This window comes from Paenarthrobacter aurescens, assembly GCF_041549525.1.
In the GTDB taxonomy this organism is placed as follows: Bacteria; Actinomycetota; Actinomycetes; order Actinomycetales; family Micrococcaceae; genus Arthrobacter; species Arthrobacter aurescens.
The window spans coordinates 4,046,992-4,072,388 of record NZ_CP157456.1 but is presented as its reverse complement, the minus strand read 5'-3'; the positions used below and the strand labels follow the sequence as shown (position 1 = coordinate 4,072,388).

The 25,397-nt window shown below is 61.5% G+C and carries 28 protein-coding genes; 15 read left to right on the top strand and 13 right to left on the bottom strand.

Going from position 1 to position 25,397, the window contains the following annotated elements:
* Positions 1 to 234: 234 nt before the first annotated feature.
* From ABI796_RS18905 to ABI796_RS18895, 3 genes are all read right to left on the bottom strand, one after another.
* On the bottom strand, positions 235 to 495 hold the full coding sequence (locus ABI796_RS18905; RefSeq protein WP_141283779.1) for a hypothetical protein: 261 nt from the start codon (positions 493 to 495) through the stop codon (positions 235 to 237).
* Positions 488 to 757 carry a GlsB/YeaQ/YmgE family stress response membrane protein gene (locus tag ABI796_RS18900; RefSeq protein WP_011776522.1) on the bottom strand — a complete coding sequence of 90 codons (270 nt, stop codon included), beginning with the start codon at positions 755 to 757 and terminating at the stop codon, positions 488 to 490. Before ABI796_RS18900 ends, ABI796_RS18905 begins: the two co-directional genes overlap by 8 nt.
* 303 nt (positions 758 to 1,060) lie before the next feature.
* Positions 1,061 to 1,258, bottom strand: coding sequence for a CsbD family protein (locus ABI796_RS18895; protein ID WP_141283780.1), 198 nt, complete (start codon positions 1,256 to 1,258; stop codon positions 1,061 to 1,063).
* Between the two features lie 183 nt (positions 1,259 to 1,441).
* Between ABI796_RS18895 and ABI796_RS18890 the strand changes: the two genes are divergently transcribed.
* Positions 1,442 to 1,960: a hypothetical protein gene (locus ABI796_RS18890; RefSeq protein WP_141283781.1), complete on the top strand. Its 519-nt coding sequence runs from the start codon at positions 1,442 to 1,444 to the stop codon at positions 1,958 to 1,960.
* A 107-nt stretch (positions 1,961 to 2,067) separates the two neighbouring features.
* On the opposite strand, the gene ABI796_RS18885 is transcribed toward ABI796_RS18890, so the two are convergent.
* Positions 2,068 to 2,772 carry an alpha/beta fold hydrolase gene (locus ABI796_RS18885; protein WP_141283782.1) on the bottom strand — a complete coding sequence of 235 codons (705 nt, stop codon included), beginning with the start codon at positions 2,770 to 2,772 and terminating at the stop codon, positions 2,068 to 2,070.
* Positions 2,773 to 2,814: 42 nt separating this feature from the next.
* Positions 2,815 to 3,405 carry a YdeI family protein gene (locus ABI796_RS18880; RefSeq protein WP_141283783.1) on the bottom strand — a complete coding sequence of 197 codons (591 nt, stop codon included), beginning with the start codon at positions 3,403 to 3,405 and terminating at the stop codon, positions 2,815 to 2,817.
* A gap of 176 nt (positions 3,406 to 3,581) precedes the next feature.
* Here ABI796_RS18880 and ABI796_RS18875 point away from each other — a divergent pair, with 176 nt between their 5' ends.
* The 6 genes from ABI796_RS18875 (at position 3,582) to ABI796_RS18850 (ending at position 10,091) form a co-directional block, all read left to right on the top strand.
* Positions 3,582 to 5,093, top strand: a complete 1,512-nt coding sequence (locus ABI796_RS18875; protein ID WP_141283784.1) for a fumarylacetoacetate hydrolase family protein — start codon at positions 3,582 to 3,584, stop codon at positions 5,091 to 5,093.
* Positions 5,086 to 5,790 (top strand): GntR family transcriptional regulator, encoded by a 705-nt coding sequence (locus ABI796_RS18870; protein ID WP_141283785.1) that lies wholly within the window; start codon positions 5,086 to 5,088, stop codon positions 5,788 to 5,790. The genes ABI796_RS18875 and ABI796_RS18870 overlap by 8 nt, the downstream gene beginning before the upstream one ends.
* Before the next feature lie 14 nt (positions 5,791 to 5,804).
* The gene (hpaE, locus tag ABI796_RS18865; protein WP_141283856.1) at positions 5,805 to 7,316 is read left to right on the top strand and encodes a 5-carboxymethyl-2-hydroxymuconate semialdehyde dehydrogenase; all 1,512 of its coding nucleotides are present in this window, start codon (positions 5,805 to 5,807) and stop codon (positions 7,314 to 7,316) included.
* A gap of 103 nt (positions 7,317 to 7,419) precedes the next feature.
* Complete coding sequence (gene hpaD / locus ABI796_RS18860) at positions 7,420 to 8,514, top strand: 3,4-dihydroxyphenylacetate 2,3-dioxygenase (protein ID WP_141283786.1); 1,095 nt, start codon at positions 7,420 to 7,422, stop codon at positions 8,512 to 8,514.
* A gap of 3 nt (positions 8,515 to 8,517) precedes the next feature.
* Complete coding sequence (gene hpaH, locus ABI796_RS18855) at positions 8,518 to 9,303, top strand: 2-oxo-hept-4-ene-1,7-dioate hydratase (protein ID WP_141283787.1); 786 nt, start codon at positions 8,518 to 8,520, stop codon at positions 9,301 to 9,303.
* The gene (locus ABI796_RS18850; RefSeq protein ID WP_141283788.1) at positions 9,288 to 10,091 is read left to right on the top strand and encodes an aldolase/citrate lyase family protein; all 804 of its coding nucleotides are present in this window, start codon (positions 9,288 to 9,290) and stop codon (positions 10,089 to 10,091) included. Before hpaH ends, ABI796_RS18850 begins: the two co-directional genes overlap by 16 nt.
* A 14-nt stretch (positions 10,092 to 10,105) precedes the next feature.
* Here ABI796_RS18850 and ABI796_RS18845 read toward each other — a convergent pair whose 3' ends face one another.
* From ABI796_RS18845 to purB, 5 genes are all read right to left on the bottom strand, one after another.
* Positions 10,106 to 10,477: a nuclear transport factor 2 family protein gene (locus ABI796_RS18845; protein WP_246095800.1), complete on the bottom strand. Its 372-nt coding sequence runs from the start codon at positions 10,475 to 10,477 to the stop codon at positions 10,106 to 10,108.
* A gap of 130 nt (positions 10,478 to 10,607) precedes the next feature.
* Complete coding sequence (locus ABI796_RS18840) at positions 10,608 to 11,042, bottom strand: acyl-CoA thioesterase (protein WP_011776502.1); 435 nt, start codon at positions 11,040 to 11,042, stop codon at positions 10,608 to 10,610.
* Between the two features lie 52 nt (positions 11,043 to 11,094).
* Complete coding sequence (locus ABI796_RS18835) at positions 11,095 to 11,598, bottom strand: GNAT family N-acetyltransferase (RefSeq protein ID WP_141283789.1); 504 nt, start codon at positions 11,596 to 11,598, stop codon at positions 11,095 to 11,097.
* 239 nt (positions 11,599 to 11,837) lie between these two features.
* Entirely contained in the window at positions 11,838 to 12,494 is a 657-nt protein-coding gene (locus ABI796_RS18830; RefSeq protein ID WP_141283790.1) for a histidine phosphatase family protein, read from the bottom strand.
* 281 nt (positions 12,495 to 12,775) lie between these two features.
* Complete coding sequence (gene purB / locus ABI796_RS18825) at positions 12,776 to 14,182, bottom strand: adenylosuccinate lyase (protein WP_141283791.1); 1,407 nt, start codon at positions 14,180 to 14,182, stop codon at positions 12,776 to 12,778.
* 168 nt (positions 14,183 to 14,350) lie between these two features.
* On the opposite strand from purB, the gene ABI796_RS18820 reads away from it, so the two are divergent.
* Complete coding sequence (locus ABI796_RS18820; protein WP_141283792.1) at positions 14,351 to 14,662, top strand: hypothetical protein; 312 nt, start codon at positions 14,351 to 14,353, stop codon at positions 14,660 to 14,662.
* Between the two features lie 96 nt (positions 14,663 to 14,758).
* On the top strand, positions 14,759 to 16,027 hold the full coding sequence (locus ABI796_RS18815) for a hypothetical protein (RefSeq protein WP_141283793.1): 1,269 nt from the start codon (positions 14,759 to 14,761) through the stop codon (positions 16,025 to 16,027).
* Between the two features lie 18 nt (positions 16,028 to 16,045).
* Here the strand turns inward: ABI796_RS18815 and ABI796_RS18810 are convergent, their stop codons facing one another.
* Entirely contained in the window at positions 16,046 to 16,474 is a 429-nt protein-coding gene (locus ABI796_RS18810; RefSeq protein WP_141283794.1) for a phage holin family protein, read from the bottom strand.
* A 72-nt stretch (positions 16,475 to 16,546) separates the two neighbouring features.
* Between ABI796_RS18810 and ABI796_RS18805 the strand changes: the two genes are divergently transcribed.
* The 5 genes from ABI796_RS18805 (at position 16,547) to ABI796_RS18785 (ending at position 22,392) form a co-directional block, all read left to right on the top strand.
* Complete coding sequence (locus ABI796_RS18805) at positions 16,547 to 17,665, top strand: histidinol-phosphate transaminase (protein WP_174754553.1); 1,119 nt, start codon at positions 16,547 to 16,549, stop codon at positions 17,663 to 17,665.
* Between the two features lie 151 nt (positions 17,666 to 17,816).
* On the top strand, positions 17,817 to 19,007 hold the full coding sequence (pdhA, locus tag ABI796_RS18800; RefSeq protein WP_141283796.1) for a pyruvate dehydrogenase (acetyl-transferring) E1 component subunit alpha: 1,191 nt from the start codon (positions 17,817 to 17,819) through the stop codon (positions 19,005 to 19,007).
* Positions 19,007 to 19,987: an alpha-ketoacid dehydrogenase subunit beta gene (locus ABI796_RS18795; RefSeq protein WP_141283797.1), complete on the top strand. Its 981-nt coding sequence runs from the start codon at positions 19,007 to 19,009 to the stop codon at positions 19,985 to 19,987. The genes pdhA and ABI796_RS18795 overlap by 1 nt, the downstream gene beginning before the upstream one ends.
* A 115-nt stretch (positions 19,988 to 20,102) precedes the next feature.
* Positions 20,103 to 21,707 (top strand): 2-oxo acid dehydrogenase subunit E2, encoded by a 1,605-nt coding sequence (locus ABI796_RS18790; RefSeq protein ID WP_141283798.1) that lies wholly within the window; start codon positions 20,103 to 20,105, stop codon positions 21,705 to 21,707.
* An 88-nt stretch (positions 21,708 to 21,795) separates the two neighbouring features.
* Positions 21,796 to 22,392, top strand: a complete 597-nt coding sequence (locus ABI796_RS18785) for a phosphatase PAP2 family protein (RefSeq protein ID WP_141283858.1) — start codon at positions 21,796 to 21,798, stop codon at positions 22,390 to 22,392.
* Between the two features lie 11 nt (positions 22,393 to 22,403).
* On the opposite strand, the gene ABI796_RS18780 is transcribed toward ABI796_RS18785, so the two are convergent.
* A complete protein-coding gene (locus ABI796_RS18780) occupies positions 22,404 to 23,453 on the bottom strand; it encodes an amidohydrolase family protein (RefSeq protein ID WP_141283799.1) in 1,050 nt (349 codons plus the stop codon).
* A 213-nt stretch (positions 23,454 to 23,666) separates the two neighbouring features.
* On the opposite strand from ABI796_RS18780, the gene ABI796_RS18775 reads away from it, so the two are divergent.
* On the top strand, positions 23,667 to 25,082 hold the full coding sequence (locus tag ABI796_RS18775) for an APC family permease (RefSeq protein WP_141283800.1): 1,416 nt from the start codon (positions 23,667 to 23,669) through the stop codon (positions 25,080 to 25,082).
* On the opposite strand, the gene ABI796_RS18770 is transcribed toward ABI796_RS18775, so the two are convergent.
* Positions 25,079 to 25,390 carry a hypothetical protein gene (locus tag ABI796_RS18770; protein WP_141283859.1) on the bottom strand — a complete coding sequence of 104 codons (312 nt, stop codon included), beginning with the start codon at positions 25,388 to 25,390 and terminating at the stop codon, positions 25,079 to 25,081. The two genes, ABI796_RS18775 and ABI796_RS18770, sit on opposite strands and share 4 nt — an antisense overlap.
* Positions 25,391 to 25,397: the final 7 nt, after the last annotated feature.

The window sequence follows — 25,397 nt, the reverse complement described above, 5'->3', positions numbered from 1 at the left end:
TGCGCTCCGTCTGCTTTTTGCACCTGACTCCATCCTTTCCATCGACGCTACGCGGGCGTCATGGCCGATGCCCCAATAATCCATGCCCGAAAGTATCAGGCCCATGCCGTGAGGGACCCGGCGCGCAGGAACAACCTGGGTATGGCAATGACCCGGGCAACGCAAGAACCCGGGCAACGCAAGAACCCGGAGGCTGCAGCTGCAGTTCTCCGGGTTCTTGACGGTATTCAGATGTTACGGGCGACTTGAGCCGGATGCTTCTTCGTCCGGTTCGGACGAGAAGGGCCGGTCCTTAGGGACGTCTTCCGTGTTCTTTTCGTCCAATTCGGCCTCCGCCGAGGGCACCGTCTTCTCGGCGTAGTCGCCTTCGGTGTAGTCGCCTCCGGCGTCATCCTTAAGCGTTTCCGGGGACACTCCCGTGTCGCCGTAGTCGCCTTCGGAATACTGGCCTTCGAGTTCTTCACCGTTGGCATCGCGGTTCTGGTTATTAGCCATGGTGTGCCTTGCGACCAGTTACCAGGCCGTAGATCAGCAGCACGATGATGGAGCCGCCGATGGCCAGGAGCCACGTGGTGAGGGAGAAGAATTCCTGCAGGCCGGTTCCGAAGATGAGCCCGCCGATCCAGCCGCCCAGAAGAGCGCCGACGACGCCCAGGAGAAGGGTGATCAGCCAGCCGCCACCCTGACGGCCGGGAAGAATAAGCTTTGCGATAGCGCCGGCCAAAAGACCGAGCAGAAGAAAACCAAAGAAACCCATTTTTGCTCCTACTTTCTTGTTATGGAAATTCCATGAACGTGATGAAGCGAGTAAGTTCACCGGGTGCCTGTTCCAAGGTGTAGGCACCGTAATGGGGCCCTTGAAGGCCCTATGGAATGTGGGGAATTGGAACTAGTGTGAAACCCCGATGAATTTATGAAATGCAGCCAATAAAGCACTCCTGCCGATTGGGTCAGACTCGGTACTACACCAGCAACGCTAGCGGCTCCCGGGGCTAGTAGCAAGTAACCTGACTATTAGCTCGCCCTTGCTTGCGGCCCCGAGATGCCCCGGATTCGCTGTCTAGTGGCCCTTGAGGGAGTCCGCAACTCCCTTGGCGGCGTCCTTGACTTTCTCACCGGACTGCTTGAGGTCTGCCCGCGCTTGATCGCCGCGACCCTCGGCCTGAAGGTCCCTGTCCCCGGTGGTTTCGCCGGTCTTTTCCTTAACCTTGCCGCCCGCTTGTTCGGCGGCATTGCTGATTTTGTCATCCAGTCCCATTGGTTTACCTCCTCGGGTGCGATGTTTAGTTCCTGCGGTTGTCCGCTGGTTGGCATAAGAGTTTAGTCGAATGTTCTTTTTCGGCAAATCACTATTAACCGGGCCGCAATGATTGGGCAGGTGACAGGGTGTGCTTCGCGGGGATAGTGTCGAGGAATAAACACCTCGGAAGGAGTGATCGCTGTGAAAGGCAAAGCATTGTTCGCCGTTGGCGTGGCCGTAGGCTACGTATGGGGTTCGAAGTCCTGGCCGGAGGTGTATCGGCGGGTCCGCGGAGGTACACAGAAGCTGTGGAAGAACCCCGAAGTCCAGGAGAACGTCCATCAGGCAACGGAAGCAGTTCAGGAGTCCGTGCCGGATATCCTGGACAACCTCTATGAGGCAGGCAAAAAGTTGCTGGAAAAGGCTGAGTCCGTGTTCCCGGGCATCACGGCCCCGAAGGCGGGTCAGCATCCCGGCTCCGGGACTCCGGGGGACAAGTCCACGGTGTCCTCACAAAGGACGGTGTCCTCACAAAAGGCGGAGTCCACTCTCAAGACGGAGCCCACCGGCGCGTCAGGGAATGCCGCTGGCGCTGGACCTGCCATCCACTCGGATGTAGTTTCTGATCCCGCCCTGGATGACACCACGGGAAGTGACTGGACGGACGAGGGCGGTGCAGCACCGGAAGGGCCGGCCACCAACACGCCGCCCAAGCACTGAAGCCCTGAAGTAAACGGCCTCACACCGCAACGGCCGTCGCCCACTTGGCGGCGGCCGTTGCGTTTGGGTGCCGACGCCCGCCCCACGGTGAGCGCCGTCGTCGGGATTTACTGGGTGCGTTCCACGGCGGTGAGGATCGCTTCGCCCAGTTCCTTTGGCTTGGTGAATTGAGGCCAATGGCCGGTGGGGAGGTCCATGAAGTGGACGTCCCGGATCCTGGCCAGTTCCGCTGTGAACGGGTGCCCGGCATCCATCCATTCCTTCAGCAACGAGGACGGGAACTGGCAGGCGATGATGGTGGCGGGCACCTCGTAGCGGCGGACGTCATTCAGGTGCTGCTGATCAAAGGCCACCCCCTTGGGTTCCGGAACGGCCCGTGCCCGGAAGGCGGCTTTGAGGGGCTCGGACAGGTCCACGAGGTCTTCTTCCTCAAACAGTTCCCACGGCGGCAACGGGATCTCATCGCCGTCGTCGGGCAGTTCATCATTGATGACCGCGCCCTCCCCAAGTGGCCCGCTGTCCACGTAAATGGTCCGGGCCACCCGGTCCGGGCGGGCATCAGCCACGCCGTGGATGATGGCACCGCCGCCTGAGTGGCCCACCAGGATGACTTTGCCATCAAGGGAGTCAACCTTGGCCACCACAGCATCGATGTGGGTGCGGAGGCCAATGCCTGCGCGAGGCGCATCCACCGACTCCAGGCCGGGCAGCGTCAGTGGATGCACGGTATGGCCGGCTGCTTCCAACGGCGGCGTCACCTCCTCCCACGAGGATGCGTCCAACCAGAAACCGGGTACAAGGATGATGTCCATGCCGGTACCCTACGGGAGCCCACCGACAGTATGTAAGAGGGGCTAGCTGCCGTTTGCCAGCTTCTGCACGGCCTTCGCCAAGGTGGTGGCGCGCGACTCCGGTGTGCGGGTCTTGAGTAGCTTCAGGATGATGAGATAGCGCCCGGTCTTGTTGAGGCCATCAAAGGTCTTCCTGGCTTCCTGGTTGTTCTCGAGTGCGGCTCGCAGGTCCTCCGGGACCTCGGCGTTGGCTTGCGGGACGTACGCCGCGTCCCAGCGGCCATCGGCTCTGGCCGCGTCTATTTCCGCGAAACCAGCCGGACGCATTCGGCCTTCACTGATCAGCGTTTCCGCTTTGCCAACGTTCACCTGGGACCACGAGCTTCGGGCCCGGCGCCGTGAGTATCTTTGCAGGAAGGTCTTCTCGTCGTTGCCCTTCCGCTGGCCGTCAATCCAGCCGAAACAAAGGGCGCCATCCAAGGCATCCTGGATCTCGATGAGCCCGGCGCCCGAGTTCTTTTTGCCGATCACCAGCCACGCTTCGGTCTCTGTGGCGTGGTTCGCGGAGAGCCAGGTTTCCCACTCCTGGCCATCGGTAAACCTCAACAGCTCTGGCTCGTCCTTGCGCTCCACAAATTCCCTTCCCCGGTCCATGCCCACAGCCATGGTCACCCAACTAACTCGCAATAGTGGTTGTTATGGCGGCGCATTACAACCACTACTGGCAGTCAATTGGGGGCGGGAAGGGGGTTGACGCAGATCACGTTCCCGGCCATAGTAATTCGTATACGATTTCGTACTTGATAGATGTTCGAGGAAGAGGAGGCGCCGTGACACTGGAGTTCCGGACCCAGGAAGTCAGTCAGGACATGCTGGCGCGGACGCGCAAGGTCATTGCCGTCCACATCAACTACCCCAGTCGCGCGGCCCAGCGTGGCCGTACTCCAGAACAGCCGTCCTACTTCCTTAAGCCTTCTTCCTCACTGGCGCTCGGTTCCGCAGATGTTCCGGGCACGGTTGAGCGCCCCGCCGGTTGTGAACTGCTTGGATATGAGGGTGAAATCGCGTTGGTGATGGGCAAGTCCGCCCGGCGCGTGGGATTGGAGGATGCTTGGAGCCACGTCCAGTGGGTTACCGCGTCCAATGATCTTGGCGTTTACGATCTCCGCTACGCGGACAAGGGTTCCAACGTCCGGTCCAAGGGTGGTGACGGGTTCACCCCCGTTGGCCCGGCGCTGATTCCCGCGGATGCTGTTGATCCGGCCGGATTGCGGATCCGCGCCTGGCACAACGGGGACCTCGTCCAGGATGACACCACAGAGGACCTGCTCTTCCCGTTCGCGCAGCTCGTGGCGGACCTTTCCCAGTTGCTTACGCTCGAGGAGGGCGACATCATCCTCACCGGCACCCCGGCTGGCGCTTCTGTGGCCAAGCCGGGTGACGTCGTCGAGATCGAAGTCACCGGAGGTGATTTCAGCAGCGGCCGCCTGGCCACCAAGGTAACGGAAGGCACGACGCCGTTCGCGGACTTTGGTGCCCAGCCCAAGACTGATGACACCCAGCGGGAAGAAGCGTACGGATCGCGCGAAGCCGCGGGACTGGCTCCTGCCGGATCTGCTTCCGTCCTGACTCCTGAGTTGAAGGCAAAGCTGGAATCGGTTGCCACCGCTACCTTGTCTTCCCAGCTCCGTAAGCGCGGGCTGAACAACGTGAGCATCGATGGACTGCAGGCCACCCGCCCGGACCGGAAGGTGGTGGGCCTGGCCCGGACCCTGCGTTACGTGCCCAACCGCGAGGACCTTTTCAAGAGCCACGGCGGCGGCTTCAACGCCCAAAAACGGGCCATCGATTCTGTGAATGAAGGCGAAATCCTGGTCATGGAAGCCCGCGGCGAGAAAGGCACAGGCACGGTGGGGGACATCCTCGCACTGCGTGCCCAGGTCCGTGGTGCCGCTGCCATCATCACCGACGGCGGCGTCCGCGACTACTCAGCCGTGGCCAACCTGGAAATGCCCACCTACTTCGCCAACCCGCACCCGGCAGTGTTGGGACGCCGCCACATTCCATGGGATACGGACATCACTATCGCCTGCGGTGGAGCCACGGTCCAGCCCGGGGACATAATTGTTGCCGACTCCGACGGCATCCTGGTGATCCCGCCGGCCATTGCCGGGGAACTGGTGGATGACTGCATTCAGCAGGAAAAGGAAGAGACGTTCATTTTCCGGATGGTCCAGGAAGGCAACAGTGTTGACGGGCTCTACCCCATGAACAAGGAATGGCAGGCCCGCTATCAGGAATGGTCCGCCCAGCAAAGCCCGGAAGGAGCCTCCGGTGACTGAAACCGCCGTCGGAAGTCCCGCCGTCGGAAACGCCGCCCCGACGGCTCATCCGGAGAGCAAGTCCCAGCAAGCGTACGCCACCGTGAAGGCGCGGATCATTGAGGGGACGTACACTCCGGGGTACCGGCTGGTGCTCGCCAAGATCGCCGAGGACCTGGGCTTCAGCGTAGTCCCGGTGCGCGAAGCGATCCGCCGCCTCGAAGCCGAAGGACTGGTCAAGTTCGAGCGGAACGTCGGCGCCACCGTGTCCGGGATCGACCCCACCGAGTACCTCTACACCATGCAGACCCTGAGCATCGTCGAGGGTGCGGCCACCGCATTGTCAGCGCCGCTGATCGATTCGGTTGCCATTGCCCGCGCCCGTGCTGTGAACGAGGAAATGCGTGAGTGCCTGGAGCACTTCGACCCCGTCCGGTTTACCGCGCTGAACCAGGACTTCCACAGCGTCCTGTTCGAACACTGCCCCAACCCGCACATCCTGGACCTCGTCCACCGCGGCTGGAACCGGCTGGCGTCACTGCGCTCATCCACGTTCCGTTTCGTCCCCGGACGCGCCCAGGAATCCGTACGCGAACACGAGGCACTGCTGCAACTCATCGAGAACGCCGCAGACGCCGACACCATCGAAAAAGCAGCCCGACAACACCGCGCCGCCACCCTGGACGCCTACCTCGCCCAAGCAAAACCTGATCACTAGTTAGGACTTCAATGATGACGACCTCCGTAGAGACCACCAAGCATTACATTCCAGAGAACCTGCCGTCCCACATCCAGCACTACATCAACGGCGAGTTCGTTGACTCCATTTCCGGCAAGACCTTCGATGTCCTGGACCCGGTATCCAACGGCAACTACGCCACTGCTGCCGCCGGCCAGAAAGAAGACATCGACCTCGCCGTCGCCGCCGCCCGGGAAGCCTTTGTGAACGGTCCCTGGCCGAAAATGAAGCCGCGCGAGCGTGCCCGGGTGTTGAACAAAATTGCCGATGCCGTGGAGGCCCAGGAAGCCCGCCTCGCGGAGCTGGAAACGTTCGATACCGGGCTGCCGATCACCCAGGCCAAGGGCCAGGCACTCCGTGCTGCCGAGAACTTCCGCTTCTTCGCGGACCTGATTGTGGCCCAGTTCGATGACGCCATGAAGGTCCCGGGCTCGCAGATCAACTACGTGAACCGCAAGCCGATCGGCGTCGCCGGCCTCATTACCCCGTGGAACACACCGTTCATGCTGGAGTCCTGGAAGCTCGCCCCGGCACTGGCCACCGGCAACACCGTGGTGCTGAAGCCGGCCGAGTTCACCCCGCTGTCCGCGTCGCTGTGGGCGCAGATCTTCAAGGACGCAGGCCTGCCCGACGGCGTGTTCAACCTGGTCAACGGCCTGGGCGAGGAAGCCGGTGATGCCCTGGTGAAGCACCCGGACGTGCCGCTGATCTCCTTCACCGGTGAGACCACCACGGGCCAAACCATCTTCCGCAACGCTGCTGCAAACCTCAAGGGCCTGTCCATGGAGCTCGGCGGCAAGTCCCCGTGCGTGGTGTTCGCCGATGCGGACCTGGACGCCGCGATCGATTCGGCCCTGTTCGGAGTCTTTTCCCTCAACGGTGAACGCTGCACCGCAGGCTCCCGCATCCTCGTGGAGCGGGCCATCTACGACGAATTCTGCGAAAAGTACGCCGCCCGGGCCAAGAACATCGTGGTGGGCGATCCCCACGATCCCAAAACCCAGGTTGGCGCACTGGTCCACCCCGAGCACTACAACAAGGTGGCCTCCTACGTGGAGATCGGCAAGTCCGAAGGCAGGCTCCTGGCCGGCGGCGGCAGGCCCAGCCACCTGCCCGAAGGCAACTACATCGCACCCACGGTGTTTGCCGACGTCGCGCCTGACGCGCGGATCTTCCAGGAGGAAATCTTCGGTCCCGTGGTGGCCATCACGCCGTTCGAGAACGACGACGAAGCCCTCGCCTTGGCCAACAACACCAAGTACGGCCTGGCGGCCTACATCTGGACCCAGAACCTCACCCGGGCCCACAACTTTTCCCAGAACGTGGAGGCCGGCATGGTGTGGCTCAACAGCCACAACGTCCGGGATCTCCGCACCCCGTTCGGCGGCGTAAAAGCCTCGGGCTTGGGCCACGAAGGCGGCTACCGGTCCATCGATTTCTACACGGACCAGCAGGCCGTGCACATCACGCTCGGCTCAGTTCACACGCCCAAGTTCGGCGCCTAACCGCGGAGTTTTTGTACAGATAACGCCCCTAAAACCCCTTCTAAAGGGCCGTATCTGTACAAAAACTCCATCCAACTGACCCTTTCAACGAAGAGAGAACCCCATGAGCAACTTCACCGGCCCCATCCCCACGCCCACGGTCCCGGCACCGGACATTGTTCGCTGCGCCTACCTGGAACTCGTGGTCACGGACCTCGCCAAATCCCGCGCGTTCTACGTTGACCTCCTCGGCCTGCACGTCACCGAGGAGGACGAGAACACCATCTACCTGCGCTCCTTTGAGGAGTTCATCCACCACAACCTGGTCCTCCGCAAGGGACCGGTCGCTGCCGCTGCTGCCTTCGCGTACCGGGTGAAGTCCCCCGCCGAGGTGGACGCCGCCGAAGCCTACTACCGTGAACTTGGTTGCCGGGTGGAGCGTCGCAAGGAAGGCTTCACCAAGGGCGTGGGCGACTCCGTCCGCGTGGAGGACCCGCTGGGCTTCCCGTACGAATTCTTCTACGACGTGGAGCACGTGGAACGCCTCACCCAGCGCTACGACCTCTACTCCGCCGGTGAGCTGGTCCGCCTGGACCACTTCAACCAGGTCACCCCGGACGTCCCGCGCGGCCGGAAGTACCTCGAAGACCTGGGCTTCCGCGTTTCCGAGGACATCAAAGATTCCGACGGCGTCACGTACGCCGCATGGATGCACCGGAAGCAGACTGTGCACGACACCGCCCTGACCGGTGGCAACGGACCCCGCCTGCACCACATCGCCTTCTCCACGCACGAGAAGCACAACATCATCCAGATCTGCGACAAGATGGGCGCCCTGCGCATCTCGGACAGGATCGAACGCGGACCCGGCCGCCACGGCGTGTCCAACGCGTTCTACCTCTACATCCTGGACCCGGACGGCCACCGCGTGGAGATCTACACCCAGGATTACTACACCGGTGACCCGGACAACCCCACCGTTACCTGGGACGTCCACGACAACCAGCGCCGCGACTGGTGGGGCAACCCCGTGGTCCCCTCCTGGTACACCGAGGCCTCCCTGGTCCTGGACCTCGACGGCAACCCGCAACCCATCATCGAACGCGAAGACAAGTCCGAAATGGCTGTCACCGTGGGTGCCGACGGCTTCTCCTACACCCGCCCTGAAGGTGCGCCCGGTGAAGCTGCCGAAGGCTTCAAACTGGGAGCACAGGTCTAAGCCATGCTGGACGCGAAGACGATCGAAGCCATTGCCGACGAACTGCTTGAAGCCGGCCGTTCCCGTACCCCGGTTCCCCGGCTGACCGCCCGCTACCCCGGGATGACGGTGGAGGACTCCTACGCCGTGCAACAGTTGTGGATGCGGCGGAACGAGGAAGCCGGACGCACGTTGGTGGGGCGCAAGATCGGCCTCACGTCCAAGGCCATGCAGGCCGCCACGGGCATTGCAGAGCCGGATTACGGCGCCATTTTCGATGACATGGTCCTCGAAACCGGCTGCTCCGTTGAGTGGGATAAGTACACCCACCCGCGGGTGGAAGTTGAACTGGCCTTCGTGTTGAAGACCGGCCTCAAAGGTCCGGGCTGCACCATCTTCGACGTCCTCAACGCCACCGACTACGTGGTTCCGGCCCTTGAAATCCTGGACTCCAGGATCGAGATGGAGGGCCGGACCATCGTAGACACCATCTCGGACAACGCCGCCATGGGCGCCATGGTGGTGGGCGGACGCCCGGTGCGGCCCGACGCCGTTGACCTCCGCTGGGTGTCCGCCATCCTCTACAAAAACCAGACCGTGGAAGAGACCGGAGTGGCCGCCGGAGTGCTGGATCACCCGGCCAACGGAGTGCACTGGCTTGCCAACAAAATCGCTGCGCACGGGGACTCCATGAAAGCCGGAGATATCATCCTGGCAGGCTCGTTTACACGGCCCCTGTGGGTGTACAAAGGTGATACCGTGCATGCGGATTACGGACCGTTGGGAGTTGTGACATGTCACTTCAGCTGAGCCCCACCTTCTATTCGGCCCTCTCCGAGTCAGGCAGGCCACTCGCCGGGATGTGGGTGTGTTCCGGCAGTCCACTGGTGGCCGAAATCTGTGCCGGCTCCGGCTTGGACTGGATCCTGATTGACGCTGAGCACAGCCCCAACGGGCTTGAATCCATCCTGGCCCAGCTTCACGCAGTGAGTGGCTATCCGATCCAGGCCATGGTCCGGCCTCCCGTGAACGACACCGTGGTCATCAAGCAATACCTGGACCTCGGAGTGCAGAACCTGCTCATCCCCATGGTGAATTCGGCGTTCGAAGCCGCGTCCGCCGTCGCAGCCGTAAGGTATCCGCCTCTCGGTGTCCGCGGGGTCGGCTCTGCATTGGCCCGCGCCTCGCGCTGGAACCGCGTCCCGGACTACTTGGCGTCCGCTTCGGAGTCGATCAGCCTCACGGTGCAGATCGAATCGGAGGCTGCGGCATCGGCTGTGGAGGAGATTCTGGCCGTCGACGGCGTTGACGGCATCTTCCTCGGGCCCTCGGACCTCGCCGCCTCCATGGGCCTGCTGGGGCAGCAGGAAAATCCCCTGGTGAGGGCCGTCGTCGAGCATTGTCTCGAAGCCGCGAAAGCGGCCGGTAAACCCGCCGGCGTGAACGCTTTCAACGAGTCGACTGCCCGCGCCTATCTCGACGCCGGTGCCTCCTTTGTGCTGGTGGGCGCCGACGTCTCCGTGCTGGCCCGCGCTTCAGAGGGCTTCGCGTCAACCTTCATTCCCGTGTCTGAAACGGCTGACCGCGAAAGCTACTGACACTCAACTGCTACTCAGCTGGGTGCGTGTGACTGCTTACGCGCCATGTACCACTCGGTGAATTCACGGGCGCGCCCGTCCTCGGCAAACCGGATCACCCAGAGGTTGTCATAGGTAGGCTCCCCGTTGAGGTACGTGGTGAGGCCTTGGACAAATGCGGTGTCACCGTCCTGGCCCAGAAGGTTCCACTCGAACGTCCAGTCTTCGGGTTTATCGCCGGCATCGGCCCACGCTTTGACGATCTCCTCGTGACCGTTCCATTGTTTTTCGGTGTTGGGCCGGTCGTTATACACAGCGTCTTCGGTGAACAACGCCCTGATTTCATGGGGATCGTTCGACGTCCACGCGCGCACGTACTGGTCCATCCAGGAGTTCACATCGTTCATCCCTCCGTTCTACCCTGCCGCATCAGCGGGTTCAACGGTGGGCTTGGGGATTCACCGAATGTTCTTCCCGGCGAAGGTGCCGCCTATGACGTCACTGCCGTCAGTAATTGAACGCCCGACGCCGGATGGTTCAGTCCTCGTCCAAGGTTTCCGTGAGGTGATGGGTGGGGATGCGGTCGCGATCGTAAGTGATCTCTGTGTAGCCATGCGGTTGGGGCCGGCCATCGGGCCCGAGGTTCACAAACACGATCTCCTCGATGGTCAGGATTGCCTCGCGGGTAATCATGTTGCGGACCTCGGCCCGCATGGTCAAGGACGTCCGGCCGAATCGCTTGGCGGTCAAGCCCATCTCAACCAAGTCACCCTGAACTGCGGAACTGACAAAGTTGATCTCTGAGATGTACTTGGTGACGGCGCGGCCGTTGCCCAATTGAAGGATGGCGTAGATCGCGGCCTCTTCATCGATCCACTTCAGCAGGCTGCCACCAAAGAGTGTGCCGTTGGCGTTGAGGTCCTCGGGCCGCACCCATTTGCGGGTACGGAAGGTGATATCTGCTTTTTCCATAATCCGAGATTATCGAACAGGCGCAACCTTCGCTTGATGTTGCGCCTGAGTCCTAGGCCATGGCCGTGTGCGAGGCACTGTGGGAGTCGATCCGCTTGGAGTAGCAATACGATCCACTGGCACCGACGTAGGGGCCGAAGTTCGGCACGGCGGCAAAGCCTGCGCTCTCATAGAAGCTTCTGCCGTCCGATTGGGCTGATCCTGCCTCAGCTGCGATCACAGTGAAACCGTGCGAATGAGCCTGCGCCTCGAGCGCGGCGAGGATGGAGCTTGCCACTCCGGAGCCCCTGGCATAAGGGACCACGTAGAGCCTCTTGATCTCGGCGGTGTTTTCATCCAGCATCCGCAATCCGCCGCATCCCAAAGGTTGGCCAGAGCACTTCTCGTAGGCCACCACAAAAACTGCCGTGTCCGCTTCCGTAGGCGGGGGTCCAGGTTCGTGGTCCGTGGTTCCGAACCTCGCATCGAGTTCTGCCTGTTGTGCGGCGCGGAGGTCGGCGCCCACGGGGTTCGACCACGTTACCTGCCGGATGTTGAGCCGTGGGTTGGTCTGCATCTTGCCTCTTTTCGCCGGGTTTCGGTGAGGTGTCTATGCGTCTTAAGCCTAGGCAGCTGTGGTTACCGCGGTGTTTCCTGCGCGTAAGCGTCGGGAGAATTGCTGGCCTTCCCCGCGTTGTGGGGCCCGCTTTGCGTTGTAACGGGTTGGTTTGGGGCGCAGAGTGGGCCCCACAAGGCCCCCGATGCGCGGGCAGGTGACGCGCCGGATGCGCGGGGCGTTCCAATGCGCGGTGTGCCCTAGAGGGACTCGCCCGTGGGGTCTTCGGCTGTTTGGTCTGCCAGCGCCATGCCCCCAACAGGGATTTGGTCCCAATGCAGCACCCGCCAACCGGAGCCGGGGTCACCTTCCAACGCAACAATGCCTGTATTGGGGAGTGCATGCGTTTCGGCGAACTCGGTGTCGATGTCCGTTGCCCTGCGCCCCGCCCAGCAACGGATGGCAGCACCGTGGCTGACTATTGCGGCGGTTTCATGTCCCGCCGCCGCCACTTGCTGTATGGACGCATCGAATCTCTCAAAGAATTCGTGCCCACTGAAGGCTCCCGGCATGCGAAGATCCAAATCGCCGTCCGTCCAGGCGAACACCGTACCCATGTATCGACGATGCGATTCGTGGTCGGTTTTCTTTTCCAATGCTCCGGCTTCGATCTCGTGGACCCCGTTCAGGATTGTTGGCTCCAATCCTGTGGCCCTGGCCAAAGGCGCGGCAGTCCGTTGGGTGCGCAGCAAGGTTGAGGTGTACAGGCCTTGAATCCCTTCAGCGGCCAAAGCGTCGGGCAGGGCGGACGCCTGGCGCTCCCCGAGCTCAGTCAATCCCGGGCCCGGAAAAGCGGTGTCCAGCTGACCGGCGACGTTGCCTGGTGTTTGTCCATGCCTGATCAAAAGGAGCTTCATGGATGCTCCGCTCCTTACGTCGTGAATGATCCGGGGGCTGGACGGTCAACGCTCTTACCCCCTGAGTTCCAGCGCTCCTGCCGGGTTTGCTTCCAATCAATCAGGTGCGGGGGCACGGAAACACCCCGACACGCCGTGTCTCGAGCTCTCAGACGGGAGGCTGGGCATAGCAACTGGGAAGGAGCGCTCTGCCGCCCACTGGATCCAACGTTCACATCGGATTAAACGCCGACGGCGGGCCGAGGCACCCAGCCCCGGCCCGCCGTCGTCGAGCGTTTGAATTACTGCAGGTGGTCCACCAGCTTGTCCGCGATGCCCGTGTACTTGCCAGGTGTGAGGGCAAGCAGGCGGGCTTCGGCCTCGGGGGAAAGGCCGAGCCCCTGAACGAATTCCTGCATGCGGGCACCGTCCACGCGCTGGCCGCGGGTGAGATCCTTGAGGCGCTCGTACGGGTTCTCCATGCCTTCGACGCCGGCAATGGCTTCGGCACGCATCACCATCTGGATGGCTTCGCCAAGGACTTCCCAGTTGGTGTTGAGATCGCCCGCGAGTACTTCCTCTGCCACATCAAGGGCCTTCAAGCCCTTGGCTACGTTGGAGATCGCCAGCAGAGAGTGGCCGAAAGCGACGCCGATATTGCGCTGTGAGGAGGAGTCCGTGAGGTCGCGCTGCCAGCGGGAGGTCACCAGTGTGGCGCCAAGGGTGTCCAGGAGGCCATTGGAGATTTCCAGGTTGGCTTCGGCGTTCTCGAAGCGAATTGGGTTGACCTTATGCGGCATGGTGGAGGAACCCGTGGCACCGGCAACAGGGATCTGGCGGAAGTATCCGATGGAGATGTAGCTCCAGATGTCCGTGCAGACGTTGTGCAGGATGCGGTTGAAACGAGCGATGTCGGCGTACAGCTCGGCCTGCCAGTCGTGGCTTTCGATCTGGGTTGTGAGGGGGTTCCACGTGAGGCCAAGGCCTTCAACGAACGTTTTGGCGACAGCTTCCCAGTCAGCGCTTGGGACCGAAGCTACATGCGCCGCGTACGTCCCTGTGGCCCCGTTGATCTTGCCAAGGTACTCAGTCTTGGAAATGCGGGACAGCTGGCGGTTCAGGCGGTGCGCAATGACGGCGAGTTCCTTGCCCAGCGTGGTGGGTGTGGCGGGCTGGCCGTGCGTGCGGGACAGCATGGGCACGGAGCGGTTCGCTTCGGCCATGGCCTCGATCTGCTTCACGAGGGCGGCGGCGTTGGGCAGCCACACATCTTCAACGGCACCCTTGATGCCCACAGCGTAGGAAAGGTTGTTGATGTCCTCGGACGTACAGCCGAAGTGCACCATGGCGGTGAGGTTCTCGATGCCGATTGCCGGCAGACGGCGCCCGATGTAGTACTCAACAGCCTTGACGTCGTGAACCGTGACAGCTTCGATTTCCGCGAGTTCGTTGACCGATGCAGCATCGAAGTCCGTGACGATGGCGCGCAACTGTGCCACCTGCTCGTCGGACAGCGGGCCCGCACCGGGCAAAACGGACTGGCTGGTCAGGTGGATGAGCCACTCAACTTCAACGTGAACGCGATCGCGGTTCAGTGCGGCCTCGGACAGGTAGTCCACGAGGGGCGCAACGGCGGCACGGTACCTGCCGTCAAGGGCGCCAAGGGCGAGAGGTTCGGAAGCGAGGGACACGCGGTGGGATTCAGCCATGAGGTCTATTCTTTCATGTTCCGCGCGGGGCAATGGAGTCGGTGACGAGGCTATGTGGACAGGGGTTCAGGTTATCCACATAGGCCACAACGGAACTTCCTTTGGGTTCTGCTGATCCGTAGCGTCGTCCCTACCGATCAGCAGAACAATCGATGGAGTACACAGACAATGAGCGTCGGCTTGATGCCTGCACCCAACCCGCCAACTTTTGATCCCTTGGAATGTGCCTCCCGAAGCCATGAAGTCCAGAGGCTGGCGTGGCGGGTGCAATCGTGCGTAGACCGTGTGGACGCGGTCCTTTCGTCCCTGCGCAAGGCACAGGTTGACGACTGGCTTTCCCCGGCGGGGCGGGCCTACCGGACCACCATTGCCGTGCATGCTTCAGCGTTGATGCGTGCCCGCGAGTCGCTGGAGGCCTCAGTGGCATTGGTGCTCCGGCACTCCCAAAACGTCTCCGTCTCAAGTGAAAGGGGTCCGTAGATGGCAGACGCGGCTCCCGTAGGGGCCGGCGCGGCACCAAGACCCTCTCTACCGACCTCGGATGGATTCCTGAGTATCAGGGGAGGGGTAGGAGGAATGTCTTTTCAGCTCGAGGAACTCCTCAGGGGAGCGGGAACGCTCGATGAACTGGTTCAACAACTCGTAGGAATTGAAGCCGAGACGCGTCAGGTACAGGACGGCTTGGAGCCATTCCTCTACGACTCCTATGAAACGGGCTGTAACGCCATCAACGCTGTGGCCGAGAGCCGCAAGGAAGTGGCGAGGGTCCGGCAGGAGTTGGTTGAGGTGGGCGAAAGTGTGCGGGCCAGCCACCGGGACTATATGGAGGCGGAGGCTGAAAATGCCTCGCCGCACGCCTTGGGCCGGGACCAGTATCGACTCTCCGGGGCGTGGGGCCTTCTGGCGCTGGGGCGGGACATTACAGAAGAGGGCTATAACCGGGTCATTCCCGAAGGCCATGAGGCGGGAAACTTGGTGCGCACCCTCCTCGAGCTGCCGTTACTGGCAGCGCTGCGGCCAAGAACCGTGAGTATCGAGAAGACGGGCGAGTCGTCCGACGATGTGGACCCTTCCATGGCAGACAGCCTTCGTCGCCTGGAGAGGCTTCACTCGCGGAACGACGGCGAGATTGAGGTTATCCGCTTCGACAACAATGGCGCTGCCTCTTGGATGGTGCTGATCCCTGGAACCCAGCCTCAGTCACCCAGTACCAATCCTTTCGATTCCTTGGGAGTAGGCGAAGCAATGGGCTACGAATCTGAAGAAGTTGTACCTGCCATTGGTCAGGCGCTTCGTGAAGCCGGCGCCAAGGCGGGCGAGCAAGTAGTAGCCGTGGGACATAGCCAAGGTGGTCTCCACGCAATGAACCTGAGCCACAACAAGGCGTTCCTCCAGGAGTTCGATCTCAAATACGTGCTGACGGCCGGAGCTCCAGTGGGTGGCATCACCGCTGAGCCCGGCATCACTTCACTTCATTTGGAACACGAGCAAGACTGGGTTGCGGGCACGGACGGGCACTTTAACGCCGACACGAAAGACAGAGTGACGGTCACCCTGACTAATGGCGTCAAGGCTCCCGATGGCGAAGATCCCGGTATCGGGCCAGGCCATGGGCAGGAAAACTACGCTGCAGGAGCAGAGCTGGTGGCTGCCAGCCAAGATGAGTCACTGGCAGCGTCAACTGCCGTGTTTGCCGGTGTTGTTGGCGCGGGTGGGGTGGCGAAGGTGACCCGGTTCAAGCTGGAAAGGGCACCGCTGCCGGCCCAAGCGCCCGCGATCCGCCCTGCTGGCCCGCGCACTGTCCAGGACGCGAGGTTGGATATGCAGAACAAGGTAAAGCCTTGATGGCGAAGAGCTCCCCGTCTAACGCTTGCGGGCCCCCGGAATCAGGCCCGCCACCATGGAGATGATGCTGATGATGATCGACGCCAGGATTGCTGTCCAAAAGAAGGAGTCAATTGTGAGGTGCACGGGCGTAAAAGTGCTTAGCCATGCCGTCAGGTACAGCATGGCGGCATTGATCACGATCGTGAACAGGCCCAACGTCAGGATGGTCACCGGGAGGGACAAGAACCTGACCAGTGGACGGACAAAAGCATTCACCACTCCGAAAATCAGGCCGATGAACAGATACGCCAGAATGATGCCGGCAGTGTCTGCGCCCTGCGTTAGTCCTGCATTTGCTGCAGCCGATTCTGTAGCACTGGTGGAGATGTCCATGCCCTGCAGAAGCCAGGTAGCAACCCAAAGGGCAAGCCCGTTGATCAGGACGCGAATGATGAATGAACCCATGGGTCCATGGTTTCACACGAGCCTGTTAAAGAGCTCGGTGTTGATCGTGGAGGGGCAAGTAGGCTTGAAGCCATGACTACTACTGACAACGTGCCGGAGGGCGTCATCCCCCGTCCGGTCGTGGACAGGCTTCCCAAGTACGCGGCGGGTAAACCCCCTGCTCCGATTGAGGGCCTCACCAGCTACAAATTGTCGTCCAACGAAAATCCCCTGCCTCCGATTCCTGCAGTGTTGCAGGCAATCGCGGACCAGGCCGACATCAACCGGTACCCTGACCCGCTGGCTACAAAGCTACGCAACGCCTTGGCTGGTTTCCTTGATGTTCCCGCTGAGGATGTCGTTACCGGCGCCGGCAGCTTGGGGGCGCTGAACCAGATTCTGGCTACCTTCGCTGGGCAGAATGACGATGGTAAGCAGGACGAGGTGATTTACGCCTGGCGATCTTTTGAGGCGTATCCCATCTGCGTTGGCCTTGCAGGGGCGGCCAGTGTGCAAATTCCGTTGCTTCCGGACGGGCGCCACGACCTTGAGACCATGGCCGCTGCCGTGACCGTGCGCACCAAGGTGGTACTCCTGTGCACGCCGAACAACCCCACTGGTCCTATTCTTACCGCGGAAGAAACGGAGCGCTTTATTCAGGCGGTGCCGCCCAGCGTGGTGGTGGTCATCGACGAGGCTTACCAGGAGTTCGTTCGGGACGCTGAGGCTGTGGACGGCATCAAGCTGTACCGCAAATACCCCAATGTGGTGGTGTTGAGGACCTTCTCCAAAGCCCACGGCCTGGCCGGGCTGCGTGTTGGATACAGCGTCTCAGGCCCCTTGCTGACGCAGCACCTCCGGGTAACGGCTACTCCCTTCGCCGTCTCGCAAATCGCCGAACGTGCAGCCGTGACGTCAATTGAACATTTCGATCAGGTTGTGGAAAGGGTACAAAGCCTGGTGGATGAACGGGATCGCGTGACGGCAGGCTTGAAGGAACTCGGCTGGTTCATTCCTGAGGCTCAAGGCAACTTCGTTTGGCTGAATCTTGGCGAGCACAGCGCGGAGTTTGCTGCCTTGGCAGCAGAACAGGCCTTGTCTGTCCGGGCCTTCGGAAACGAGGGTGTTCGAGTCAGCATCGGTGAGGTGGAAGCCAACACCCGGTTCTTGGATCTCTGTGCAGGTTATACAAAGGCTCCGCACGGTTCCTAGCGGTTAACAAATGCGCCAACCCTACTTACTGCCGATAAAGTAAGGGACGAAAGCCAAAATATATGCCTGTTCCGGAATGCATTCCGGAACAGGCATATATCCCAGCGACAGACATTGCCCGGCGCCCCGCCATGGCAAGCAAGGAGACGGAATGGGCTCGACACAACTGCCCCCCGGGACGGAAGAAACTCTCGCGGCTGCCACCGCGAAAGCAGCCGCGCCAGGCGAACCTGTGGAAATGGTGCAGTTGCTCGGACCTGATGGGACCTTGGGCTCCGATCCTGTCTTCTCGGACTATGCCAAGCGGATTGATCCCGAGAAGCTCCGGGTTTTCTACACGGACATGGCCAAAATCCGGCGCTTCGACCAAGAAGCTACCGCCCTGCAGCGTCAGGGCGAGCTTGCCCTGTGGGTGCCTCTTACCGGCCAGGAGGCCGCGCAGATCGGATCCGGCCACGCAAGCCAGTCCCAGGACTACATTTTCCCCACCTACCGCGAACACGGCGTAGCGCTGGTCCGCAACGTTGACCTTGCCGAGCTGCTCAAGCAGTTCCGCGGTGTCTCCAATGGTGGATGGGATCCCAGGGAGAACAACTTCCATCTGTACACCTTGGTTCTTGCGGCGCAGACACTTCACGCTGTTGGCTACGCCATGGGTATCCAGAGGGACCAGAAGCTGGCGTCCGCGGATTCCACGGACCCCAAGGCAGCGGTGATCGCATACTTCGGTGACGGCGCAAGTTCTGAGGGCGACGTCCATGAGTCCATGGTGTTCGCCGCCTCCTACAACGCTCCCGTCGTCTTCTTCTGCCAGAACAACCACTGGGCCATTTCGGTGCCCACTGAAGTTCAGACCAAAGTTCCCTTGGCAAACCGTGCCAAAGGCTACGGCTTCCCCGGAATCCGGGTGGACGGCAATGATGTCATCGCCGTCCATGCCGTCACCGAGTGGGCACTCGAGCACGCCCGAGAGGGCCGGGGTCCTGTACTCATTGAGGCCTACACTTACCGCGTGGGTGCGCACACTACTGCCGATGACCCCACCAAATACCGGGAATCTGCAGAAGAAGCTGCCTGGCGGGAGAAGGATCCACTCGATCGCCTGGAGAAATACCTGCGTGCCGAAGGATTGGCGGATGAGGCTTTCTTCGACCAAGTGAAGGCCGACGGCGATGAACTCGCCAAATATGTCCGCAGCACAACACATGGCCTTGAGGTCCCTGATATCCGGGATGCCTTCGCCAGCGTGTACGCCGAACAGCACCCGCTGATTGCGGAGGAACTTGCCTGGTTTGAGGAGTACTCTGCCGGTTTTGAAAGCGACGAGGAGGCAGCCAACTGATGGCAACAATGACCATTGCGAAGGCCATCAACGAGGGTCTCCGTGCATCGCTGACGAACAACCCCAAGTCCTTGCTGATGGGCGAGGATATTGGACATCTGGGTGGTGTTTACCGTGTCACCGATGGCTTGATCAAGGAGTTCGGGGACGAACGCGTCGTGGACACGCCGCTGGCTGAATCAGGCATCGTCGGCACGGCAATTGGCCTGGCGCTGCGCGGATACTCGCCGGTGTGCGAAATCCAGTTTGACGGCTTCGTTTACCCCGCCTTCAACCAGATCACCACGCAGCTGGCCAAGATCCACGCCCGCAGCCTTGGCAAGCTGACGGTTCCTGTAGTCATCCGCATCCCGTACGGCGGCGGCATCGGATCGATCGAGCATCACTCCGAGTCCCCGGAAGCATTGTTCGCCCACACCGCGGGCCTTCGCATCATCTCGCCGTCCAACGCCCATGATGCCTACTGGATGATCCAGAAGGCCATCGAGTGCCAGGACCCTGTGATCTTCTTTGAACCTAAACGTCGTTACTGGCTCAAGGGTGAAGTGGATGTGGAGAACGCAGGCCTTTCCGAGGATCCCTTCAAAGCGCACGTGGTCCGTGAAGGCACGGATGCAACGATCGTGGCTTATGGCCCGTTGGTGCCAGTTGCGCTGGCGGCAGCAAACGCTGCAGTCGAGGACGGACGGAGCATCGAAGTCATCGATCTCCGGTCCATCTCACCCTTGGACTTCGACACCGTGGAAGCATCGGTCAAGAAGACGGGCCGGTTGATCGTCGCCCATGAGGCCCCCACGTTTGGTGGGATCGGCGGCGAAATCGCTGCCCGCATCAGCGAACGCGCTTTCCTTCACTTGGAGGCACCCGTCATTCGAGTCGGGGGATTCCACATGCCGTATCCCGTGGCCAAGGTGGAGGAGGACTACTTGCCGGACATCGACAAGATCCTTGAGGCGCTGGACCGCTCCTTGTCCTACTAGAACCGTTCCACTGGAACCGCCCGGTTCCACCAGGACAGCCGGTTCACCGCCGCCCTGCCAACCGCCCTGATCCAGCCCGGCTTCGCTGCCGGGTAACCGGAAATCGAGGACCACTGTGACTGTAAAGAAATTCAACCTGCCGGACGTCGGCGAAGGCCTGACCGAGGCCGAGGTAGTGGCTTGGAAGGTCAAGCCGGGAGACGTCGTTGCCATCAACGATGTCCTGTGCGAGATCGAGACCGCCAAGTCCCTCGTTGAGCTCCCGTCCCCTTTTGCGGGCACAGTCACGGAACTCTTGGTTGAGGAAGGCATCACGGTTGAGGTGGGCACGGCCATCATCGCTGTCTCTGAAGGACAAGACGCCGGTGACGCGCCGGTGACGCCGACTGCTGCGGATGCACCGGCCGTCGAGACGCCGCTGTATGGCAAGCTGCCTCTCGACGACGATCAGGACGACAACCGCCCGGCCGGCGGTCCACTGGTTGGTTCCGGCCCCAAGGCTGACGCCGTCAAGCGCCGCACGCGCAAACGCCCGGCGGGATCTGTGGTTGCGGCCGCCACAATCGCCGAGAACGCAGAAGGAACAGTCCAGGACCACCAGGCAGTATTGGAAGCCACGGCAGCCGAAGCTCCGGTTCCACACCGCACCACGACGCCTGCCGCCGTCGTCTCTCCGGCTCCCCAGGGGATCGTGGCGCAGGCTCCCCAGCGGACCGTGGCGCAGGCTCCGGCGGCCCAAGGCAGCGTAGTTGTTCCCGAAGCGCCGCAGGCTACGGCCTCCCGTGGCGCCGCTATCAGCGGAACCATTAGTGGCTTGGTCAACAAGGTCCTTGCAAAGCCACCGGTGCGCAAATTCGCTCGCGACCTCGGAATCGACCTCGCTGATGTGGTGGCTACGGGCCAGCGGGGTGAGGTGACCCGCGAGGACCTGGTGAGCTACCAGGCCCAACGTGATGCTGAGCATGACCAAGCGGACAGTTTCTGGGGAGCGTCCAAGAAACCCCAGGATCAGCGCGTGGAGACGATGCCGGTCAAGGGCGTTCGCAAGGCCACCGCCAAGGCCATGGTGGATTCGGCTTTCTCGGCTCCCCACGTCAGCATTTTTGTGGATGTGGATGCCAGCCGAACCATGGAATTCGTCAAGCGGCTGAAGGCCTCCAGGGACTTTGAAGGCATCAAAGTTTCGCCGCTGCTCATCCTTGCCAAGGCAGTCATATGGGCTGCGGCGCGTAACCCAAGCGTCAACGCGACCTGGGTGGATAACGCCGACGGCAAGGGTGGCGCCGAGATCCAGGTGAAGCACTACATGAACTTGGGCATCGCCGCCGCTACCCCACGCGGCCTCATGGTCCCCAACATCAAGGACGCCCAGGACCTCTCCCTCAAGCAATTGGCCCTTGCGCTTAACGAGTTGGCAACCAAGGCCCGGGCAGGAAAAACCCAGCCGGCTGAGATGCAGGGTGGAAGCCTGACCATCACCAACATTGGCGCATTGGGCATTGACACGGGAACGCCCATTATCAACCCCGGCGAAGTGGCAATCATTGCGTTCGGAACCATCAAGCAGAAGCCTTGGGTTCTCGACGGTGAGGTCATCCCGCGGTGGATCACTACACTCGGCGGGTCCTTCGATCACCGCGTTGTGGACGGAGATTTGTCCGCGCGCTTCATGGCGGATGTTGCCTCCATTCTCGAAGAACCGGCGCTCCTGCTTGACTGACGGGCAAGCCCGGGCCGGCAAAGGCACAGAGATAGCGGCGGACACTGTGGCGTCAACCGGGGAAACCGGGCATGTGCCCCCTCAGTTGGTGACTGGACCTTGGCGTACGGTTGCCCGCGTGCTGACCGAAGTCTTCCAGCCACCGGTTGTTGTGTTGGTCCTGCTATTGATCAGCCCGGCTACGGAACCCGGTTTCCCCGGAACTATATGGTTCGGGATGCTGGCTGCGTTGTTCGTTTGTGTCCTGCCGTTGGCGTATGTCCTGGTGATGGTGAAGCTGGGCCGGATCACGGATCATCATGTCAGCGACCGTCGGCAGCGGCCCGCGTTGCTCCTCATGACCCTGGGATCAGTGCTGGTCGGCTTGCTCGTCCTGCATCTGCTCAATGGCCCGGCGGGTGTGGCGGTGATGATCATTGCGCTCATTGGAGGCATTGGGGTGCTGGCCGTTGTCAGCGCGTTCTGGAAAATGAGCGGGCACGCATCGGCACTTTCGGCTGCGGTTGTGATCACCATCCTTATGTTCGGGCCCGCGTGGCTCCCGCTGCTGCTCCTGGTGCCGGCTGTTGGCTGGTCGCGGCTGGTTTTGCGGGCCCACACCCTCGCTCAAGTAATTGTGGGCTCGCTGTTCGGAGCTGTTGTCATCGCAGGCCTGTGGTGGTTGCTGCGGGTTTGGATGCTCTAGCCGCTGGTAGCTCACGCCTTGAGGGTTATGGCTTCTCCACGCCGGATCACCCGCAGTGGGGCAGGCCTGTCAACCACCAGCTCCGGGATGGAGTTCGCAGCGAATTCGAGCCGATCGAGTGATGTTGGTCCGGAGAAGCCCTTCACCACGGCTGAGCCGAGCAGCTCCGCACCTGCCGTAGTGGCCAGCCGGAAGCAACGCTCAAGCTCATCATCTGTGGATGCCCCGGTCCGGTACCCCAGCAGGTGTGCGCGGTCCATCATGCTGCCGGTGCCGAACGGTGACCAGGCATCACGGACTCCGTCTGAACCGAGGGCAACCTTGACTCCGTGACTTTCCACAAGGTCCAGATCCGGGACGGGGTCTGCCCCCAGCGCGCAGGTAGCCATCCAGATTCCAGCATCGGCCAAGGCTTCCAAGGTGGCGCCGATGGCTGGCTGTGAGGCGTCGCAGAGAGCAAAGCCGTGTCCGATGGTGACTCTGCCCTGCATGCCTTCGGCCACTGTTCGTCCTGCGATCACACGGAGTTGCGCCAGCCCTTCAGCGCCAACATCATGCAGGTGGATGTCCAGGTCCCTTCCGTGTCTGTTCGCCAAGGCGAAGATGGCATCCAGATGTCCGTGGAGGTCGCCGTCCACCGATTCCGGGTCTATGCCGCCCACAAGGTCTGCGCCCTCGGTCAGCGCAGCCTCCATGAGCTCCAGCGTGCCGGGGTTGCTCAAGAGGCCGAATTGCGGGAACGCCACCACCTGAACATTCAGGAAGGGTGCCAAACGCTCCGCGGCGGCACGGACTCCGTGAATGTTTTTTAGCCCGATTTGGGGCGCTACGTCCACGTGTGCACGCATGGCCATGGTTCCGTTGAGGACAGCTTGGCTCATCAAGGCGTAGGCCCTGTCCTCCACGCTGTCCTGAAGGGAGAGCTGCGCCCGGAGATCGTTTCCTATAAGGTCCGTCAGCGATTGCGCCGGCGTGCGGGAGAGCCATCCGGAGCCCCAGGTGGTTTTGTCCGGGTGGATATGGGCGTCTACAAAACCCGGAGTGGTGATCAGAGCAGTCATGCAAATCCCTTTCAGTATCCGCAACAGGTATACCAAAACTCTAGCGGTCGCAGAAGCTACAGTCATAAAGTGAGCAGATGCAAGCATCCGGGTCAAAGCACCAAAGTCGTATTAAATATTTGGGATACCAAAAGCTGTACACCGACTCTGGCGGCGCTTACTCTAATGAGCAGCATTCATTTATGTGACACAGATCGCATCGAGGAGAACCCCATGACCATCACCGGAAGAAGTGCATTGGATGGCGTCCAAGCGGCCCCCCAGCTAAAACGCGTCCTGGGTTTACCATCACTCATCGCCTTCGGACTGACTTCCATGGGCATCCTGTCCGTGGTGGCGGTCTACGGGGCCGGAACCGAGATCAGTGACGGGCATTTGCCGGCAGCATATCTTGCTGCCCTGGTGGCGATGCTGTTCACCGCGCACAGCTACGGGCAGATGGCCAAGCACGTCCCGGTGACCGGGGGAGCCTACGCATATGCTTCGCGGGCTTTTGGCAGCCCCGTGGGGTTCATGGTTGGTTGGGCCATGATGCTGGACTATTTGTTCTTGCCAATGGTGAATTTCCTGCTTTTCGGCCTGTATCTCAACAGCCTGGTGCCCGTCATTCCGCCGCAGCTGGGAGTCCTGCTCTGTCTGTTGGTGGTGGGACTTTTCAGTGTGATTGGCGTTGCGTGGATCAAGAAGATGAACATCGTGGTGGTGTCGGCCTCGGTGCTGGTGATCCTGGTGTTCCTGGTGCTGGCTGTGGTCAATGCCCCGGACCTGTCCTTCGAGAATCTGGCCAGGCCCCTGAGTTTGGGGGAGGGCGGGGTGGCGCCCGTCATGGCGGCCGCAGCCATTGTGGCCTTTGCCTTTTTGGGATTTGACGGCGTTTCCACACTCTCTGAGGAGGCGCGCAACCCCCGGCGCGATGTTCCGCGGGGCATCATCTTGTCCACGCTGTTTGCTGGTTTGGGCTACACCTTGTTTTCGGTGGCGGGAAGCCTGATCGCACCAGATTGGAGATCCATCGCCAACCTCGATGCCGCAGGAACTGAACTCATGCAGCGCGCCGGAGGTGACGTGCTTATGGTGGTGTTCGTCATTGTGAACCTTGGTGGCTTGGTTCTTTGCGGCACTGCCGCCCAGATGAGCGTGAGCCGTGTCATCTTTGCCATGGGCAGGGACCGGATTCTTCCCGGTGCCCTGGCGAGGCTGCACCCCCGGTTCAGGACGCCCTATGTCGCAGCGATGCTCGTCTCTGCCGTGTCCCTGATCGCCCTCGTCATCACCTTGGAACAAGCGGTGTACATGATCAACTTCGGGGCCTTGGTTGCTTTCGCGGTGGTGAATCTTGCAACCATCAAGGTGGTCTTCTTCGACCTGCGGAAGCGGGGAACAGCGGGGGCGGTGCGGAACATGATGATGCCCTTGCTGGGCTTCGCGTTCATCGCCTGGCTGTGGACTTCCTTGGCCTGGTTCACCTATTTGCTGGGCGCCGCATGGCTCGGCGTGGGAGCTGTGATTCTCCTGCTGCGCCGCCGAAAAGCGGGAGGGCAGGTGGCTCTGAACTTCGACGACGGCATGGTGGCCGAGGAGGCGCCGGTTCCGGCAGCACCTAAGCCCGGGGAGCGCGAAGAGGACTAAAACGCCGGGTAACTGACCAGCAGCGCCTGAAGTTCCGTCGTCGACATGTGGTTTGCCATCTCAACGCTGATGCCCATGGCGACGGCGGCTACTGTGACCATGGCGACGCAGGCCACGGACAGGAAGCGCCAATCCTTGCGGAAGACGCTGCCGATTGTTTCGGGCATCTCCAGGGTGGGGGAGATCATGTTGGGCGCGCTGTCCCAGGAGCCGTCGTCGAGCATGGCAATGATGCGATCATTGCTGCGGTCGTAGCGCATGGTGCTGATGTGGTTGCCGTGGCGGGCAAGCAGGATGTCGTGTCCCACGCGCTGG

Coding starts and splice junctions, on each gene's coding strand:
- ABI796_RS18905 (WP_141283779.1), bottom strand. CDS start 495: ATGGCTAATAACCAGAACCGCGATGCCAACGGTGAAGAACTCGAAGGC.
- ABI796_RS18900 (WP_011776522.1), bottom strand. CDS start 757: ATGGGTTTCTTTGGTTTTCTTCTGCTCGGTCTTTTGGCCGGCGCTATC.
- ABI796_RS18895 (WP_141283780.1), bottom strand. CDS start 1,258: ATGGGACTGGATGACAAAATCAGCAATGCCGCCGAACAAGCGGGCGGC.
- ABI796_RS18885 (WP_141283782.1), bottom strand. CDS start 2,772: ATGGACATCATCCTTGTACCCGGTTTCTGGTTGGACGCATCCTCGTGG.
- ABI796_RS18880 (WP_141283783.1), bottom strand. CDS start 3,405: ATGGACCGGGGAAGGGAATTTGTGGAGCGCAAGGACGAGCCAGAGCTG.
- hpaE (WP_141283856.1), top strand. CDS start 5,805: ATGACGACCTCCGTAGAGACCACCAAGCATTACATTCCAGAGAACCTG.
- hpaD (WP_141283786.1), top strand. CDS start 7,420: ATGAGCAACTTCACCGGCCCCATCCCCACGCCCACGGTCCCGGCACCG.
- hpaH (WP_141283787.1), top strand. CDS start 8,518: ATGCTGGACGCGAAGACGATCGAAGCCATTGCCGACGAACTGCTTGAA.
- ABI796_RS18850 (WP_141283788.1), top strand. CDS start 9,288: ATGTCACTTCAGCTGAGCCCCACCTTCTATTCGGCCCTCTCCGAGTCA.
- ABI796_RS18845 (WP_246095800.1), bottom strand. CDS start 10,477: ATGAACGATGTGAACTCCTGGATGGACCAGTACGTGCGCGCGTGGACG.
- ABI796_RS18840 (WP_011776502.1), bottom strand. CDS start 11,042: ATGGAAAAAGCAGATATCACCTTCCGTACCCGCAAATGGGTGCGGCCC.
- ABI796_RS18835 (WP_141283789.1), bottom strand. CDS start 11,598: ATGCAGACCAACCCACGGCTCAACATCCGGCAGGTAACGTGGTCGAAC.
- ABI796_RS18830 (WP_141283790.1), bottom strand. CDS start 12,494: ATGAAGCTCCTTTTGATCAGGCATGGACAAACACCAGGCAACGTCGCC.
- purB (WP_141283791.1), bottom strand. CDS start 14,182: ATGGCTGAATCCCACCGCGTGTCCCTCGCTTCCGAACCTCTCGCCCTT.
- ABI796_RS18820 (WP_141283792.1), top strand. CDS start 14,351: ATGAGCGTCGGCTTGATGCCTGCACCCAACCCGCCAACTTTTGATCCC.
- ABI796_RS18815 (WP_141283793.1), top strand. CDS start 14,759: ATGTCTTTTCAGCTCGAGGAACTCCTCAGGGGAGCGGGAACGCTCGAT.
- ABI796_RS18810 (WP_141283794.1), bottom strand. CDS start 16,474: ATGGGTTCATTCATCATTCGCGTCCTGATCAACGGGCTTGCCCTTTGG.
- ABI796_RS18805 (WP_174754553.1), top strand. CDS start 16,547: ATGACTACTACTGACAACGTGCCGGAGGGCGTCATCCCCCGTCCGGTC.
- pdhA (WP_141283796.1), top strand. CDS start 17,817: ATGGGCTCGACACAACTGCCCCCCGGGACGGAAGAAACTCTCGCGGCT.
- ABI796_RS18795 (WP_141283797.1), top strand. CDS start 19,007: ATGGCAACAATGACCATTGCGAAGGCCATCAACGAGGGTCTCCGTGCA.
- ABI796_RS18780 (WP_141283799.1), bottom strand. CDS start 23,453: ATGACTGCTCTGATCACCACTCCGGGTTTTGTAGACGCCCATATCCAC.
- ABI796_RS18775 (WP_141283800.1), top strand. CDS start 23,667: ATGACCATCACCGGAAGAAGTGCATTGGATGGCGTCCAAGCGGCCCCC.